Origin of the sequence: Aquamicrobium zhengzhouense, from assembly GCF_016124105.1 — a bacterium.
Classification (GTDB): domain Bacteria; phylum Pseudomonadota; class Alphaproteobacteria; order Rhizobiales; family Rhizobiaceae; genus Aerobium; species Aerobium zhengzhouense.
The window spans coordinates 227,581-241,507 of sequence record NZ_JADGMQ010000003.1; the positions used below are offsets into that span (position 1 = coordinate 227,581).

At 59.2% G+C, this 13,927-nt stretch carries 12 protein-coding genes; all 12 read left to right on the forward strand.

Annotation, left to right across the window (positions count from 1 at the left end; genetic code table 11):
* The first annotated feature begins 38 nt into the window (after positions 1 to 38).
* The 12 genes from argS to IOD40_RS07300 all read left to right on the forward strand — a co-directional run bounded on the left by argS (position 39) and on the right by IOD40_RS07300 (position 13,900).
* Complete coding sequence (gene argS, locus IOD40_RS07245) at positions 39 to 1,796, forward strand: arginine--tRNA ligase (RefSeq protein ID WP_198475817.1); 1,758 nt, start codon at positions 39 to 41, stop codon at positions 1,794 to 1,796.
* A gap of 99 nt (positions 1,797 to 1,895) precedes the next feature.
* Positions 1,896 to 5,441 (forward strand): SPOR domain-containing protein, encoded by a 3,546-nt coding sequence (locus IOD40_RS07250; protein WP_198475819.1) that lies wholly within the window; start codon positions 1,896 to 1,898, stop codon positions 5,439 to 5,441.
* A gap of 116 nt (positions 5,442 to 5,557) precedes the next feature.
* On the forward strand, positions 5,558 to 6,577 hold the full coding sequence (nagZ, locus tag IOD40_RS07255; RefSeq protein ID WP_198475821.1) for a beta-N-acetylhexosaminidase: 1,020 nt from the start codon (positions 5,558 to 5,560) through the stop codon (positions 6,575 to 6,577).
* 42 nt (positions 6,578 to 6,619) lie between these two features.
* On the forward strand, positions 6,620 to 7,426 hold the full coding sequence (locus IOD40_RS07260; protein ID WP_198475964.1) for a segregation and condensation protein A: 807 nt from the start codon (positions 6,620 to 6,622) through the stop codon (positions 7,424 to 7,426).
* Positions 7,419 to 8,141, forward strand: coding sequence for an SMC-Scp complex subunit ScpB (scpB, locus tag IOD40_RS07265; protein WP_198475823.1), 723 nt, complete (start codon positions 7,419 to 7,421; stop codon positions 8,139 to 8,141). Before IOD40_RS07260 ends, scpB begins: the two co-directional genes overlap by 8 nt.
* A gap of 49 nt (positions 8,142 to 8,190) precedes the next feature.
* Entirely contained in the window at positions 8,191 to 9,291 is a 1,101-nt protein-coding gene (locus tag IOD40_RS07270; RefSeq protein ID WP_198475825.1) for an ABC transporter ATP-binding protein, read from the forward strand.
* 56 nt (positions 9,292 to 9,347) lie between these two features.
* A complete protein-coding gene (locus IOD40_RS07275) occupies positions 9,348 to 9,563 on the forward strand; it encodes a twin-arginine translocase TatA/TatE family subunit (RefSeq protein WP_198475827.1) in 216 nt (71 codons plus the stop codon).
* Positions 9,564 to 9,602: 39 nt separating this feature from the next.
* Entirely contained in the window at positions 9,603 to 10,163 is a 561-nt protein-coding gene (gene tatB / locus IOD40_RS07280) for a Sec-independent protein translocase protein TatB (RefSeq protein WP_198475829.1), read from the forward strand.
* Positions 10,160 to 10,987: a twin-arginine translocase subunit TatC gene (gene tatC / locus IOD40_RS07285; protein WP_198475831.1), complete on the forward strand. Its 828-nt coding sequence runs from the start codon at positions 10,160 to 10,162 to the stop codon at positions 10,985 to 10,987. Before tatB ends, tatC begins: the two co-directional genes overlap by 4 nt.
* A gap of 182 nt (positions 10,988 to 11,169) precedes the next feature.
* Positions 11,170 to 12,468: a serine--tRNA ligase gene (gene serS / locus IOD40_RS07290; protein ID WP_198475833.1), complete on the forward strand. Its 1,299-nt coding sequence runs from the start codon at positions 11,170 to 11,172 to the stop codon at positions 12,466 to 12,468.
* Positions 12,468 to 13,250 (forward strand): 5'/3'-nucleotidase SurE, encoded by a 783-nt coding sequence (gene surE, locus IOD40_RS07295; protein WP_198475835.1) that lies wholly within the window; start codon positions 12,468 to 12,470, stop codon positions 13,248 to 13,250. Before serS ends, surE begins: the two co-directional genes overlap by 1 nt.
* Positions 13,247 to 13,900: a protein-L-isoaspartate(D-aspartate) O-methyltransferase gene (locus IOD40_RS07300; RefSeq protein ID WP_407649111.1), complete on the forward strand. Its 654-nt coding sequence runs from the start codon at positions 13,247 to 13,249 to the stop codon at positions 13,898 to 13,900. The genes surE and IOD40_RS07300 overlap by 4 nt, the downstream gene beginning before the upstream one ends.
* The last annotated feature ends 27 nt before the right edge of the window (positions 13,901 to 13,927 follow it).

The following is a 13,927-nucleotide window of genomic DNA, read 5'->3' on the forward strand; positions in this document are numbered from 1 at the left end:
CTGAGGGCCTCTCCCGCATCAAAGCCGGATAGCTGACCATGAATATTTTCACGCAGTTCGCGTCGCGCATCAACAAGGCGATTGAACAGCTTGGGTTGACCCCGAAGGACGGCGGTTCACTCGATCTTTCGCGAATTGCGGTCGAGCCTCCGCGCGACCCAAGTCACGGCGATCTGGCGACGAATGCGGCGATGGTACTTTCCAAGAGTGTTGGTGAGAATCCGCGCGCGCTGGCCGAGAGGCTCGCGGGCGTCCTCGCCGCCGACCCGGACGTTGCTGCGGCTGAGGTTGCTGGACCCGGTTTCGTGAATCTGCGTCTTGCTGATGGTTTCTGGCAGGCTCGGCTCGGCGAGATGCTTGAGGCGGGGACGGATTACGGGCGGTCTACGGCCGGCGCAAACCGCAAGGTAAATGTCGAGTACGTTTCGGCGAACCCGACCGGACCCATGCATGTTGGCCATTGTCGCGGTGCTGTCGTTGGTGACGCACTTGCCAACATCATGGCTTTCGCTGGCTTTGATGTGACCAAGGAATATTACATCAACGACGCAGGCGCGCAGATCGACGTGCTCGCGCGCTCCGTCCTGCTGCGCTACCGCGAGGCGCTTGGTGAGCAGATCGGAGAGATCCCGGCGGGGCTTTATCCTGGCGACTATCTGGTCCCGGTCGGCGAGGCGCTGGCCAAAGAGTTCGGCGAGAAACTGCTGTCGATGGCAGAGGACGAGGCCTTGGCGCTCGTCAAGGAGCGGACCATCGATGCAATGATGCAGATGATCCGCGAGGATCTCGAAGCGCTCAACGTTCATCATGACGTGTTCTTTTCGGAGCGCACGCTCCATGAAGGCAATGGCAGCGCCATCCGCACGGCAATCGCCGACCTTACCCTCAACGGCCATGTCTACAAGGGCAAGCTGCCGCCTCCGAAGGGTGAGAAAAGCGAAGACTGGGAAGATCGCGAACAGACCTTGTTCCGCTCGACCGAGGTTGGCGATGACATGGATCGTCCGCTGATGAAGTCGGACGGGGCCTTTACTTATTTCGCCGCTGATGTCGCCTACATGAAGGACAAAATCAGCCGTGGCTTTGAAGAGCTGATCTTCATCCTTGGTGCCGACCACGGCGGTTACGTCAAGCGCATGGAAGCGCTCGGCAAGGCGCTGTCGGGCGGCTCCGTCGATGTCGAGATCCTGCTTTGCAATCTCGTCAAGCTGTTCCGCGGTGGCGAGCCTGTGCGCATGTCGAAGCGGGCAGGCGAGTTTGTGACCCTGCGTGATGTGGTCGAAGAGGTTGGGCGCGACCCGATCCGCTTCATGATGCTCTATCGCAAGAATACCGAGCCGCTGGACTTCGACTTTGCCAAGGTAACGGAGCAGTCGAAGGACAACCCGGTCTTCTACGTGCAATACGCGTCGGCGCGTTGCCACTCGGTCTTCCGGCAGGCGAAAGAGCAGCTCGGGGAAAGCTGGATCGAACGGAAGACGATGAAAGATGCTGCGCATCTGCTGGTCGATGAGGGCGAGATTGCGATCATCCGTAAGCTGGCTGAGTATCCACGGCTGATCGAGTCAGCAGCTCAGTCCATGGAGCCGCATCGCCTCGCTTTCTATCTGTACGACCTTGCGCAGGTATTCCACTCGCATTGGAACCGTGGCACCGACAACCAGGCCTTACGCTTTATTAAGGTTAACGAACCAGAATTGACGCACGCCAGGCTGGGACTGGTGCAGGCCGTTTCGGACGTACTCACGTCCGGCCTTGCGTTGATCGGTGCAGATGCACCAGCGGAGATGCGCTAGGTTCACGGAAGGTTCTGCCACCGTTTACCCACATTAGCTTGGTAACGCCAACCTAGTGACGTCGCCGGCGTCCGATCGAGTCCGAGTGCGGGAAAAAGCATGGCAGACACCAATCAGAACACGCGCGGCCAGTTTTTGGATGATGATCCATTCGCTGAGCTCACGCGCATCATGGGCCTTGACCCGCGTCCAGCCGCTCCCGCGGCTCCAGCTGCCGAAACAGCAGCTACACCGGAAGTCGAAGATTTCGGTATTGACCTTGAGAAGGAGTTGCTCGGCGAACTTGCATCTGACGAGTTCGTAGCAACTTCCCCTGAACCAGTAGCTTGGCCGGAGAGCCCGGTTTCCCAGCCGGCCACCACAAGCTCATACGTTGAAGAGACACAGCCGCAGGAGGCAGTTTCGCAGCCTGAGGTACAAAGTGCACCTGAGGACGAAACGGCCTGGGAAGATAGCCTCGATGACCTGCTTGCGCGGGAATTGTTGGCCACGACCGAGTCCGATGAAGAGGATGAGCCAGATATGGCTCCGGCGGAGCCTCACGTTACGGTTCAGGAAACTGCTGTTCCCGAAAGCTCCCTTGAGGAGGAGCGTGACACAGCGGTGCAGGTTGCACCTGAAGAAGTGATCGCGACTGCCGCCGAACTGTATCTCAACGATGACGAGCTTTGGCCGCTCGAAAATCTGGAACATTTCAACGTCGAGGTGCCTTCCGAGGAACAGGCTGAAGCGGCTGCGGACGAAGAGACCGCAGAGCCAGTACAAGCTGCGTCAGTCCAGTCTGACCCTTCCCTGGTGCCAAGTGTCGTCGCTGCTCACGAAAGCATTGAGACGGCCCCTGAACCTGTTGGTGCCGAAGCTTCTGCCGCCGTAGAGCCGGATTTCGACTTCGATTTTGGTGGCCTCGAGAGCAACGACGACAGCGAAGCGGTTGCAGAGCCGGGTGAGGTGCATTCGCCACTCGACGCGCAGGCACATCCTTTCGAGGAAGAGGCCCGCGACGACGAAGCCGCTTCGGCCTCTGCAGACTTCGAAGACGATTTCAGCTTTGAGCCTTTTGAACTCGATCTTGCTGACGAGCGTGTAGCAGAGACTCCGGACTTGGAGCCCGAGATTTCTGCCAACGACGACACGAGTGCCGCCGTCGCATCTGACTTCAGCTTCGAGCCGGCCGAATTTGAGTCGTCTGAAAAGACGGAGAATGCTGCTTCGGCAGACGCTTCGACATTCGAGGTGACGGCAGAGGACATCGATTCAGATGCCCCCGCAGAGTTCTCGTTCGAACCATTCACACTCGATCGTGCAGACGATGCAGCTTTAGAACCGATCGGGGCCGCACCCGAAGTTGAGCCTGTTCATGCGGATGCTGAACCGCGTGACGATTTCTCCTTTGATCCGTTCGAATTCGAAAACGAAGCAGCTCTTGGTGCAGAGCCTTCGCAGGCTGAAGCGTCTCAGATCAGCAGCGCGCCTTCGGCGCCGGAAGACGTTTTTCCGTTCGATGCATTTGAGCTCGATCTGAGCGATGAGAGCGGCGAGGTTGAGCGCGAGCCGGAGCCTGCGATTGCCGCGCCCGCTTCGATCTTCCCGACAGCGCCTGCGTCGCTACGTATCGCCCCAGCGGAGCCAAGCTTCGAAGATGAACTGACAGCGCTGCTGAACGGTGAGGATACGCCTGCACCGGTCGTCGCAAGCACGACGGCTCAGCCGCGCGACAGCTGGCAACCGTCAGTCCATACGTTCGGGACGACCCAGAACGCGGAAACGCCGTCCGCACCAAGCTACACGCCGGCTACGGCCAGCGCTGAACGGGATGTTGAGCATGAAGAGCTCGAAAATATTTTCGACGATTTCTCGCTTGATCTCGATGATAGCGCGCAGCCGGCAGAGCCAGAGCCTTCTGTTGATGCTCAATGGTCGACGGCCCCACGGACCGCGACGACCCCGGTCGAGGAACCGGATTTTGACGCCATCTTTGGCGATGACCTCGATCTTCGCATAAACGAGGAGCCAGCTCAGCCGGCGTCTGCGCCTATGCCTTCTTATGCGCCTCAAACAGGCCTTGCCGCAGGTGCGGTCGGCATGGCGGCTGCAGCCAGCTTCGGCTCCCGAACTCAGTCTGACAACGCGGGCTTTGAAAGAAGCCCGCCGCAGGCCGCAGGTGGATACGGATCGGCCGCGACGGCAGCTGCATCTCAGCATGGCTTCGGTCAATCCTGGACTGCTGCTCCCGCCGTTTCGAAGGACCAGGCGCCGGAGATCGAGACCATCGAGGTTCTCGAGCCCGCACCGAGACTGGTCGATGACCTGGATATCCCGGAAGTCGAATATGAGGCTGCGCCTCCGCCTGCCGATCCTTTCGATGCCTTCGAGAGCGAATTTGCTCGAAGCATGGATCAGATGCAGGACGTCGAGCATTCGTCGCAGACGGAAGCTGCCGCACAGCATTTTGACGGCCCAACTCCGCGGGAGTTGGCGGAGGAAGAGGCACGTTGGCTGTCTGCACCACCGATGGATCAACAGGATTTTGACTTCGACAATGAGGTAGATCAAGAGGTTGCGCCGGCGCCTTACATAGGCAGGCGAGCGCAATCCACTCCGCGCCGCCGCGGGACGATGCTCGCGGCAGCCGTTGCCGGTGTTGCGGCTATTGGTGTGATCGGAGTCGTGGGCGCTTCGTTCTTTGGTGGTGGTTCGGATGGTCCGGCGTTCGTGGCTGCGGATGGGGAACCGATAAAGGTTCGTCCGGAAAATCCCGGTGGAACCACCGTTCCGAACCAGAACAGCAAGGTTTATCAGAGCGTGACCGGAAGCGGCGAAACCGTGCCTGGTCAGGAACGGCTGATCACGACCTCCGAGCAGCCGGTGGATGTCCTGCGGCAGGCTGAGGCTGAAAATGTCCTCGCTCCCGGCATTGATGATCAAGGCGCCGACGAAGACGTTGCAGCGGTGGATGACGGCAGCGATGAACTCGCAGCTATCATGGGACAGCCGAAGTCCGAGGATCGGATCGATCCGGCTGACCAGTCTGCCCAGTCAACTGTCGCCGAGGAAGTCGCAGCGGTAGCACCGCGCCGGGTTCGCACGATGGTCGTAAGGCCAGACGGGACGCTCGTACCTCGCGAGGAGGTCGCTCCAGCCGCTGAAGCTCCCGCACAGAATGCGGCGACTTCCGTGATGGAAGCTCCCGCAGCTGGCGTCCCGCTCGTGGAGAGTGCAAACTCGCTCTCCGATGCGGATGCCGGTGGGGTCGATGTCGAAACTCCGGCGACCGTAGCGGTTGTGCCCACGCCGCGCGTCGAGCCGCGTCCCGCCGCCTCGCAGCAGGTTGCTCAGGCACCAGCGCCGGCACCTACGCCAGTCTCTGCGCCCGCCGCAGCAGCATCAGCAGGTCAGGCATCGGGCGGTTGGTCGATGCAAATCGCCTCGCAGCCGACAGTCGAAGGTGCGCAGGCTGCCTATCAGGACCTTGCGCGCCGATATGGCAGCGTCCTTCAGGGCAGGGGCGTTGACATCGTTCGAGCCGACATTGAAGGGCGCGGTACTTATTATCGCGTGCGTATCCCGGCAACGAGCCGCGATGAGGCAATTCAGCTTTGCACCCGCTACAAATCGGCGGGAGGCAACTGCTTCGTCTCGCGCTGATCTGTGCGGAATTTCAGAAAGGCCACCTCCGGGTGGCCTTTCTCGTTTGTGGACCAACCCCGACGGCGCTGGACAGTCGGGTGCACGATGTCTCGCTTCCAGATATGATTCGAGTCATGAGCGAATCAAAAGCAATGATCGTCGGCGCGTCCGGCGCGACACTGACATCCGAGGAAATTGCCTTTTACCGCGAACAGCGGCCTTGGGGATTCATTCTGTTCGCGCGCAATATTGTCGACGCTGAGCAGGTGCGAGAGCTTGTGGCTGCGATGCGCGATTGTGCCGGCAGCCCGAATGCTCCGGTCTTCATCGATCAAGAGGGAGGGCGGGTCCAACGACTGCGTCCGCCGCTCGCACCAAACTACCCCGCGGGGGCGGCCCTCGGCGCGCTATATCAGCGCGACCCAAATGCCGGACTCCGCTCTGCCTGGCTGGTCTCGCGGCTTCATGCGTTCGATCTACGCAAACTCGGAATAACTGCCGACTGCCTCCCGGTACTCGATGTTCCCGTAGAGGGGGCGCACGACGTGATCGGAGACCGTGCCTATGGCAAGGAGCCGGGTATCGTTGCGGTGATGGGCCGAGCCGCCATGGAGGGACTGAAGGCGGGGGGAGTGCTGCCGGTAATCAAGCATATTCCGGGACACGGACGCGCATTTGCCGATAGCCATTTCAACCTGCCTGTCGTCGACGCGACGCTTGACGAGTTACGGACGCATGATTTTCCGCCGTTCCGGGCTCTGTCCGATGCTCCAATGGCGATGACGGCGCACGTTGTCTATACGGCCATCGATCCGGACCATCCGGTTACGACCTCTCCACGTGCCGTCAACGAGATCATCCGCGGCGAGCTGGAATTTGACGGGCTGCTCATGAGCGATGACGTCTCGATGAAGGCCCTCTCCGGCGACTTCGAAGAGCGGACCCGTGGGATCTTCGAGGCCGGTTGTGATGTCGTCCTCCATTGCAACGGCCTGATGGACGAGATGAAGGCGGTGGCGACGCAAACGCCGGTTCTTTCAGGCGAGGCCTTGCGTCGCGCGACGGCTGCCTTGCAGGGGCTGAACGTAATCGACACTGCAGTTGAAGAAGAAGTGCGCGCAGAGTTCGCGGCCTTGTATGAGGCGGTAGCATAGGAACAGCCATTGTCCACGACAGCATCCAAAGCTGACGTTCCGATGGAACGGCTCTGGAGTGACGAAGAGGAGAAGCCAGGCATCTCCGAGCCGTCACTGGTTGTGGACGTGGATGGCTTTGAAGGTCCGCTGGACCTACTTTTGCATCTGGCACGGACGCAAAAGGTCGACCTTGCTCGGATCTCGATTGGTGCGCTGGTCGACCAATACATCTTATTCATCGAGCAGGCGCGTCGCATGCGGCTGGAACTGGCCGCTGATTACTTGGTGATGGCGGCGTGGCTCGCTTATCTGAAGTCGAAGCTGCTCATACCCAAGCAGCCGGACGACGAAGGCGAGAGCGGCGAGGAGATGGCAGCGGTCCTCCAGTTCCGGCTGAAGCGGCTGGAGGCCATGCGTGACGCGGCAGCGCGTTTGGTTAATCGCAATCGGTTGGGCCGAGACGTTTTCGCGCGTGGAATGCCTGAGATGGTGATCATCGAAAAGCATAACGAATACACCGCCACGCTTTATGATCTTCTGACAGCCTACGCCGCTCAGCGCCAGCGCCAGGCAGTCAGTACGGTTCAGATCGCGAAGCGAGGTGTTTGGTCGTTGAAGCAGGCGCGCGAGTTATTGACGCGAATGATTGGCGAGGTCCGCGACTGGACGGCGCTTGATCACTTTCTTCTCCGTTGGACCACGAAGCCGGAGCAAAGGGCTACTGCCATTGCGAGTTCGTTCGCGGCCAGTCTCGAAATGGTGCGGGATGGGACGCTTGAGGTCCGGCAGGACGGTGCGTTTTCACCGATCTACCTGCGAGAGCGCCGATCCGATCCTATTCGAACGGGGGAGGGGGCTGATGAATGACACTGGCGCCAAGATCATTCCTTTCGACAAGGAAGGTGATCATGGGAATGTTGTCTTCCACACTGATATCCTCGAAGCGGTTCGTATGGCGGAGGCAATCATCTTCGCATCCGCATCGCCTGTCTCCGAAAAAGCGCTCGCTGAGCGTCTGCCGGAAGGGGCCCAGGTTCGCGAAGTCGTCCTTGAACTTCAGCGGCAGTATGAGCGTCGGGGCGTCAATCTTGTGCGCGTCGCGGACGCCTGGGCGTTTCGAACTGCTGGTGATCTTGCATTCCTGATGAGCCGAGACGCGGTGCAACAAAAGAAACTCTCTCGAGCGGCACTCGAGGTCTTGTCGATCATTGCCTATCATCAGCCAGTCACAAGGGCGGAAATCGAGGAAGTTCGCGGAGTCGAAACGTCAAAGGGAACGATCGATACGCTTCTCGAGACCGGTTGGATTCGTATGCGGGGGCGAAGGAAGACGCCGGGCCGGCCAGTTACATACGGCACGACTGACGTATTTCTTGACCATTTCGGTCTCGAAGAGCTACGTGATCTTCCGGGTATCGACGAACTTAAAGGGGCGGGTCTGCTGTCGGCTCGGATGCCAGCCAATTTCGCGATCCCACAACCCCCTGTGGATCATGACGCATTGACCGACGATGAGGACCCGCTTGAGGATCTCGATCTTGAGGGGCTAGGGCTGTTGACACCTCGCGCCATGGATGATTGACCAAGGTTGGTCTTCCACATAACCGGTAGGCCAGACGGGTCGGTAACGAGTGGCTGCGAATTCTTCATCGGTTCAGGTAACAGCGGGGGTGTCTTTTGCCGCCCGGCTCAGGTTCGAAAATATCAGTCATGAATTTTTGCCCGGGCTGGCCACGCTTCATGATGTTTCTCTGACCGCGGATGCCGGCGAGGTTCTTTGCCTCTTGGGTCCCTCTGGTTCTGGGAAGACAACATTGTTGCGCATTGCGGCGGGTCTGCAGGGGCAGACACGCGGACGCCTGTTTCTGAACGAACGCGAGATCGCTGGACCCGAGGTATTTCTTCCTCCCGAAAAGCGTTCAATCGGCCTCGTTTTTCAGGACTTCGCGCTTTTCCCGCATCTGAGCATCATCGACAACGTGCGTTTCGGACTTACTGCGCTCTCGAAAGATGAGGCACGGCGCGAGGCAATGAACGCGCTTAAGCGCGTCGGTCTGGCCCATTATGCAGATGCGTATCCGCAGGCATTATCCGGCGGACAGCAGCAGCGCGTCGCGCTGGCGCGTGCGATTGCTCCGCGCCCGGCCGTGCTGTTGATGGACGAACCGTTTTCCGGCCTCGATTCGCGTCTGCGGGACATGGTCCGCGCCGAGACCCTCGAAATCCTGCGCCGCAGTCGCGCGACCGCCATAGTTGTTACGCATGATGCCGAGGAGGCTATGCGGCTTGGCGACAAAATTGCGCTGTTGAAGGACGGAAACCTCGTCCAGGTTGGCACGGCCCAGCAGCTTTACAACCAGCCTTCGAACCTGTTTGCTGCAGGCTTCTTTTCGGAACTGAACGTCTTCGAGGGCAGAGCGCAAAACGGGGTCGTGGAAACTCCCTTGGGACGCTTTTCGGCAAACGGGCTGTCGGACGGAACTGCCGCATCAGTCGCCTTTCGTTTGTCCGCGTTCGATATATCGGAGAAGAGCGGCGAAATACCGGCCAGGGTGTTATCTCGCCGTTTTCTTGGAGTGATAGAATTGGTTGAGCTGGCTGTTCCAGGATCGGAAGTACCGGTTAGAGCGCGTGTCAGGTGCGGCGCTTTGTCCGGTGACGATCGGGAAATTTGGCTCACGATACGTGAAACGGATGTGCTTGTGTTTGCAAGAAGCGACAACAGCGCATAGATCAAATCCTAGGCTGGCTCGACCGGTCGGGGGAAACATTCGAGAGAGAGTTACAAATGGGTACTTTTTCGGTCTGGCATTGGCTCATCGTTCTGGTCGTAGTCTTGCTTCTGTTCGGTCGTGGTAAGATCCCGGAACTGATGGGTGACATGGCTAAGGGTATCAAGAGCTTCAAGAAGGGCATGTCCGACGAGGACGAGCCGAAGACGGTTGAGCATCGCCCTGAGGAGACGGTAGCGTCGACCAAGGAAAAGGCTGGCAAGACGTCCTAAGGGCTCGTGCCCACCTTTTCTGCGTCGGAGTGAGAAGCGATGTTTGACATCGGCTGGAGCGAGATGCTGGTGATCGCAATTGTGGTCATCGTCGTCGTTGGCCCCAAAGAATTGCCTGGAATGCTGCGGACTTTTGGCAAGACGACTGCGAAATTGCGCGTCATGGCCAATGATTTCCGCAAGCAGTTCGATGAGGCCATGAAAGAGGCCGAGCTTGACGATTTGAAGCAACTCGCAAACGACGCGCGCAGCTTGAACCCGGCAAGCCAGATAAAGAAAGCGCTATCGCCAATGGAACAGGCAGCCCGGGACGTAAAAGCCGGGCTCGATAGCGCGATGAAGCCGGAGACGTCAGCGGTTACCGACGCCTCTGCGGATGCCGCTCAGGCGGATGAATCGGGAGACACGCCAGCCGCGGCAGCGATGAAGGCGGCGGTAGCCAAGGCCACCGCCGCGACGGCCGCCACTGCTGCAGCGAATTCAGCGGCAGCTACCACGGCTTCCTCCCCAGAGGCCTTGGCTAGCGACGCGCTGCCTCCTGAAAACACCCAGTCAGTAGCCGCAGGCGAACAGGCCGATGCCGGCGGAGCAAAATCGTGACTTCAGCAGATAAAGACGAGATCGAGCAGTCTTCGGCACCGCTGATCGAGCACCTCATTGAGCTGCGCAAGCGGCTGATTTGGTCGCTTGCTGGATTTTTCCTCGCATTCCTTTTGTGCTTCTTCTTTGCGAAGGAGCTGTTTAACCTGCTGGTCCTCCCATTCCAGTGGGCCACCCAGTGGGCAGGGCTCGATACCGGGCGGGTCAATCTGATCTATACGGCGCCGCAGGAGTTCTTCTTTACCCAGATCAAACTAGGAATGTTCGGTGGTCTTGTGCTGGCGTTTCCGGTGATTGCAACCCAGCTCTACAAATTCGTGGCGCCGGGCCTCTATCGGAATGAACGACGGGCCTTTCTGCCTTTCCTAGTTGCTGCCCCCATCCTGTTCTTGTTGGGTGCGGCGCTCGTCTACTTCTTCTTCACCCCGATGGTGATGTGGTTCTTCCTGGCGATGCAGCAGATCGGCCCGGATGATGAAGTGACGATCGAGCTGCTGCCGCGCGTCTCGGAATATCTTGGACTGATCATGACGCTGATCCTGGCGTTCGGATTGGTGTTCCAGCTGCCGGTGGTAACCACTCTTCTGGCGCGGGTCGGCCTTCTGTCGGCTCAAACTCTGGCCGATAAGCGCAAATGGGCGATCGTCATTGCCTTTGTCGTGGCGGCTGTGATCACTCCGCCCGATCCGGTCAGCCAGATCGGATTGGCGCTTCCTACGATACTGCTTTACGAAATCTCGATCATCTTGTGCCGCCGCATCGAAAAGACGCGTGAAAAGGAACGACTGGCGCGGGAAGCTGAAGCGGCTGAACCGACGACATGATCAGTGAGAACTCTGCCTGGCTTTTGCTGCGGGTGTAATTCCGCAGCAAAAACTGGGCTTGTTTCTCAATTGCCGTCTGCACCGTTGTGCCTCTTGCGGCCGAGAGTCTTGCGAAGATTCGGTTTGTTGTTTACCCACCTTGGTTGCTCCCAAGAGGGCTGACGACAGGAATTGGACGCATCATGCTCGACATCAAATGGATCCGCGAAAATCAGCAGGCACTCGCCGAAGCGCTGGAGAAGCGCGGGCAGTCGGCAGATTCGGCACGGTCGATCGTCGCGGATCTTATCGCGCGCGACGAAGCACGCCGCACACATCTGACAAAGCTGCAGGACACGCAGGCAAGGCAGAACGCTGCGTCCAAGGAGATCGGGAAGGCCATGGGGGCCAAGGATCTCGCGCTGGCTGAAAAGCTTAAGGGCGAGGTGGCGGAGCTTAAGGCATTTGTCCAAAGCGGTGAAGCAACCGGGCGCGAGTTGGATCGCGCTCTCACAGAGGCGCTCGCCGTTGTCCCGAATGTGCCCCTAGATGACGTACCCGTCGGCAAAGACGAAAACGACAACATCGAGATTCGGCGATTCGGTGACCCGCGCCAGGGAGAAGGGTTAAAGGAGCACTTTGAGCTCGGTGAAGCCCTCGGCTTCATGGACTTTGAAAGGGCGGCCAAATTGTCAGGTTCGCGCTTTACCGTTCTGACCGGAAAGCTTGCGCGTCTTGAACGTGCTCTTGGTCAGTTCATGCTGGATCTTCACACGAGCGAACACGGCTACACGGAGGTGGTCGCTCCGCTTCTGGTCCGTGACGAGGCCTTGTTCGGTACTGGCCAGTTGCCGAAATTCGAGGAAGATCTGTTCTTTACCCCCCATGGTGATGGTCGGCTGGGGCTGATCCCGACATCTGAAGTGCCGATGACGAATCTGGTACGCGAAGAGATTGTAGGGGCTGAAAAGCTGCCGCTGCGCTTTACGGCCCTCACGCCGTGCTTCCGCTCCGAGGCTGGATCCGCTGGGCGTGATACCCGGGGCATGCTGCGTCAGCACCAGTTTTATAAGGTCGAATTGGTATCGATCACTGATGCAGAGACGGCTCTCTCTGAGCACGAGAGGATGACGGAATGCGCGGAGACTGTATTGAAGCGCCTAGGGATCCCCTATCGGACCGTTGTTCTCTGCACCGGCGACATGGGATTCGGTGCTCGTAGGACCTACGACATCGAGGCTTGGTTGCCGGGTCAGAATACCTATCGTGAGATTTCATCTTGCTCCGTCTGCGGGGATTTTCAGGCGCGCCGAATGAATGCGCGGTATCGCGGAGCGGACGGCAAGCCACAATATCTCCATACCCTCAACGGGTCCGGCGTTGCCGTTGGTCGCGCTCTGATTGCTGTGATGGAGAACTATCAGAACGATGATGGCTCCATTAGCGTCCCTGATGTCCTGCGGCCTTATATGGGCGGCGTTACCCGGATTGAGGCAGCCTGATGCGCATTTTGCTGACCAATGATGATGGCATCCACGCAGAGGGCCTTCAGGTTCTCGAGCGGATTGCGCGCCAGCTTTGCGACGAGGTTTGGGTGGTTGCGCCGGAGACTGACCAGTCAGGCTTCGCGCACTCGCTTTCGCTTTCCGAGCCACTGCGGATGCGCAAGGTCAGCGAGCGGCACTATGCCGTTCGTGGAACACCGACGGATTGCGTGATCATGGGCGTGCGGCACCTGCTGCCAGAGCCACCTGACCTGATCCTGTCCGGCGTAAATGCTGGGTCCAACGTTGCCGATGACGTGACCTATTCGGGAACGATCGCCGGCGCGATGGAAGGCACTTTGCTGGGTATCAGGTCAATAGCGCTAAGCCAGGCCTATTCCTTGTCGGAAGATGGTCGTGAGGTGAATTGGGCAACGGCAGAAGAGCATGCTCCGCACGTATTGCGTCAGCTGATTGGGCTCGACCTACCACGGAATGTGTTCCTCAACCTGAACTTCCCGAATTGTGACCCCGATGAGGTGAGGGGTGTAGCCGTGACTGATCAGGGCAAGCTTTCGCATGGGCTTTGGCTCGAAGAGCGCAAGGATGGTCGGGGCTTCCCTTACTTCTGGCTGCGTTTTGGTCGTGACCCTGGTGAGATCCGCGATGGTACCGATATCGCAGCGCTTCGTGCCAGCATGATCTCGGTGACACCGTTGCACATGGATCTCACGGCGTATGCGGTGAAAGACCAGATTGCCAATGCGCTCGCCAAGGCGCCAGCGCGCCAGCAGAGCTGACAATGGACGAGGCGGAACGCGAACGCTTTGCGGCATTTCTGCTGCGGATGCGAAGCAGCAATTTGAACCATCGAGATCTGATGGCGGCAGTTGAGGCAACGCCTCGCTCGTCCTTCGTGCCGCCTCAGTGGCGCGTCGATGCCTGGTCCGAGCGCTCGATTCCCATCGAGTGCGGTGAGGCGATCGAGGGGATCGACCTCCAGATGCGGGTGATTTCACTCCTGAACCTTGAGCCTGGTTCGCGGGTCCTCGAGGTCGGGACCGGCTCGGGCTATACGTCTGCCGTCATGTCCAGGCTATCGGCCCGCGTCCTGACGCTGGATCGTTTCCGCACGCTGTGTGATGCCGCGCGTCAACGCCACGAAACGCTTGGAATTTCCAATATCCTCGTGCGCCAGGCAGATGGGACAAACGGTGCGGCGGCAGAGGGGCCGTTCGATCGTATCGTTATATGGGCGGCTTACGAATCGCTGCCGCGTGGTTTTGTGGAGCAATTGTCGTCCGGAGGTGTGATGATCGCACCGATCGGTCCGGCAGACGGCATCCAGACGCTGGAGAAGCTTACGAAGACCGGCAGCAGGTTCGAACGTGAAAACGTTGCAAATGTCCGCCTTCAGCCGATTGCATCAGGCATCGCTGCCGCGATCTGACTACGGTACGCAGTCTGTAAACATTCA

What these genes read in the sequence shown, in the direction of transcription:
- surE (WP_198475835.1), top strand. Translation starts at nt 12,468, where the DNA reads ATGCGCATTTTGCTGACCAATGATGATGGCATCCACGCAGAGGGCCTT.
- scpB (WP_198475823.1), top strand. Translation starts at nt 7,419, where the DNA reads ATGAATGACACTGGCGCCAAGATCATTCCTTTCGACAAGGAAGGTGAT.
- nagZ (WP_198475821.1), top strand. Translation starts at nt 5,558, where the DNA reads ATGAGCGAATCAAAAGCAATGATCGTCGGCGCGTCCGGCGCGACACTG.
- IOD40_RS07275 (WP_198475827.1), top strand. Translation starts at nt 9,348, where the DNA reads ATGGGTACTTTTTCGGTCTGGCATTGGCTCATCGTTCTGGTCGTAGTC.
- IOD40_RS07250 (WP_198475819.1), top strand. Translation starts at nt 1,896, where the DNA reads ATGGCAGACACCAATCAGAACACGCGCGGCCAGTTTTTGGATGATGAT.
- serS (WP_198475833.1), top strand. Translation starts at nt 11,170, where the DNA reads ATGCTCGACATCAAATGGATCCGCGAAAATCAGCAGGCACTCGCCGAA.
- tatB (WP_198475829.1), top strand. Translation starts at nt 9,603, where the DNA reads ATGTTTGACATCGGCTGGAGCGAGATGCTGGTGATCGCAATTGTGGTC.
- argS (WP_198475817.1), top strand. Translation starts at nt 39, where the DNA reads ATGAATATTTTCACGCAGTTCGCGTCGCGCATCAACAAGGCGATTGAA.
- IOD40_RS07260 (WP_198475964.1), top strand. Translation starts at nt 6,620, where the DNA reads ATGGAACGGCTCTGGAGTGACGAAGAGGAGAAGCCAGGCATCTCCGAG.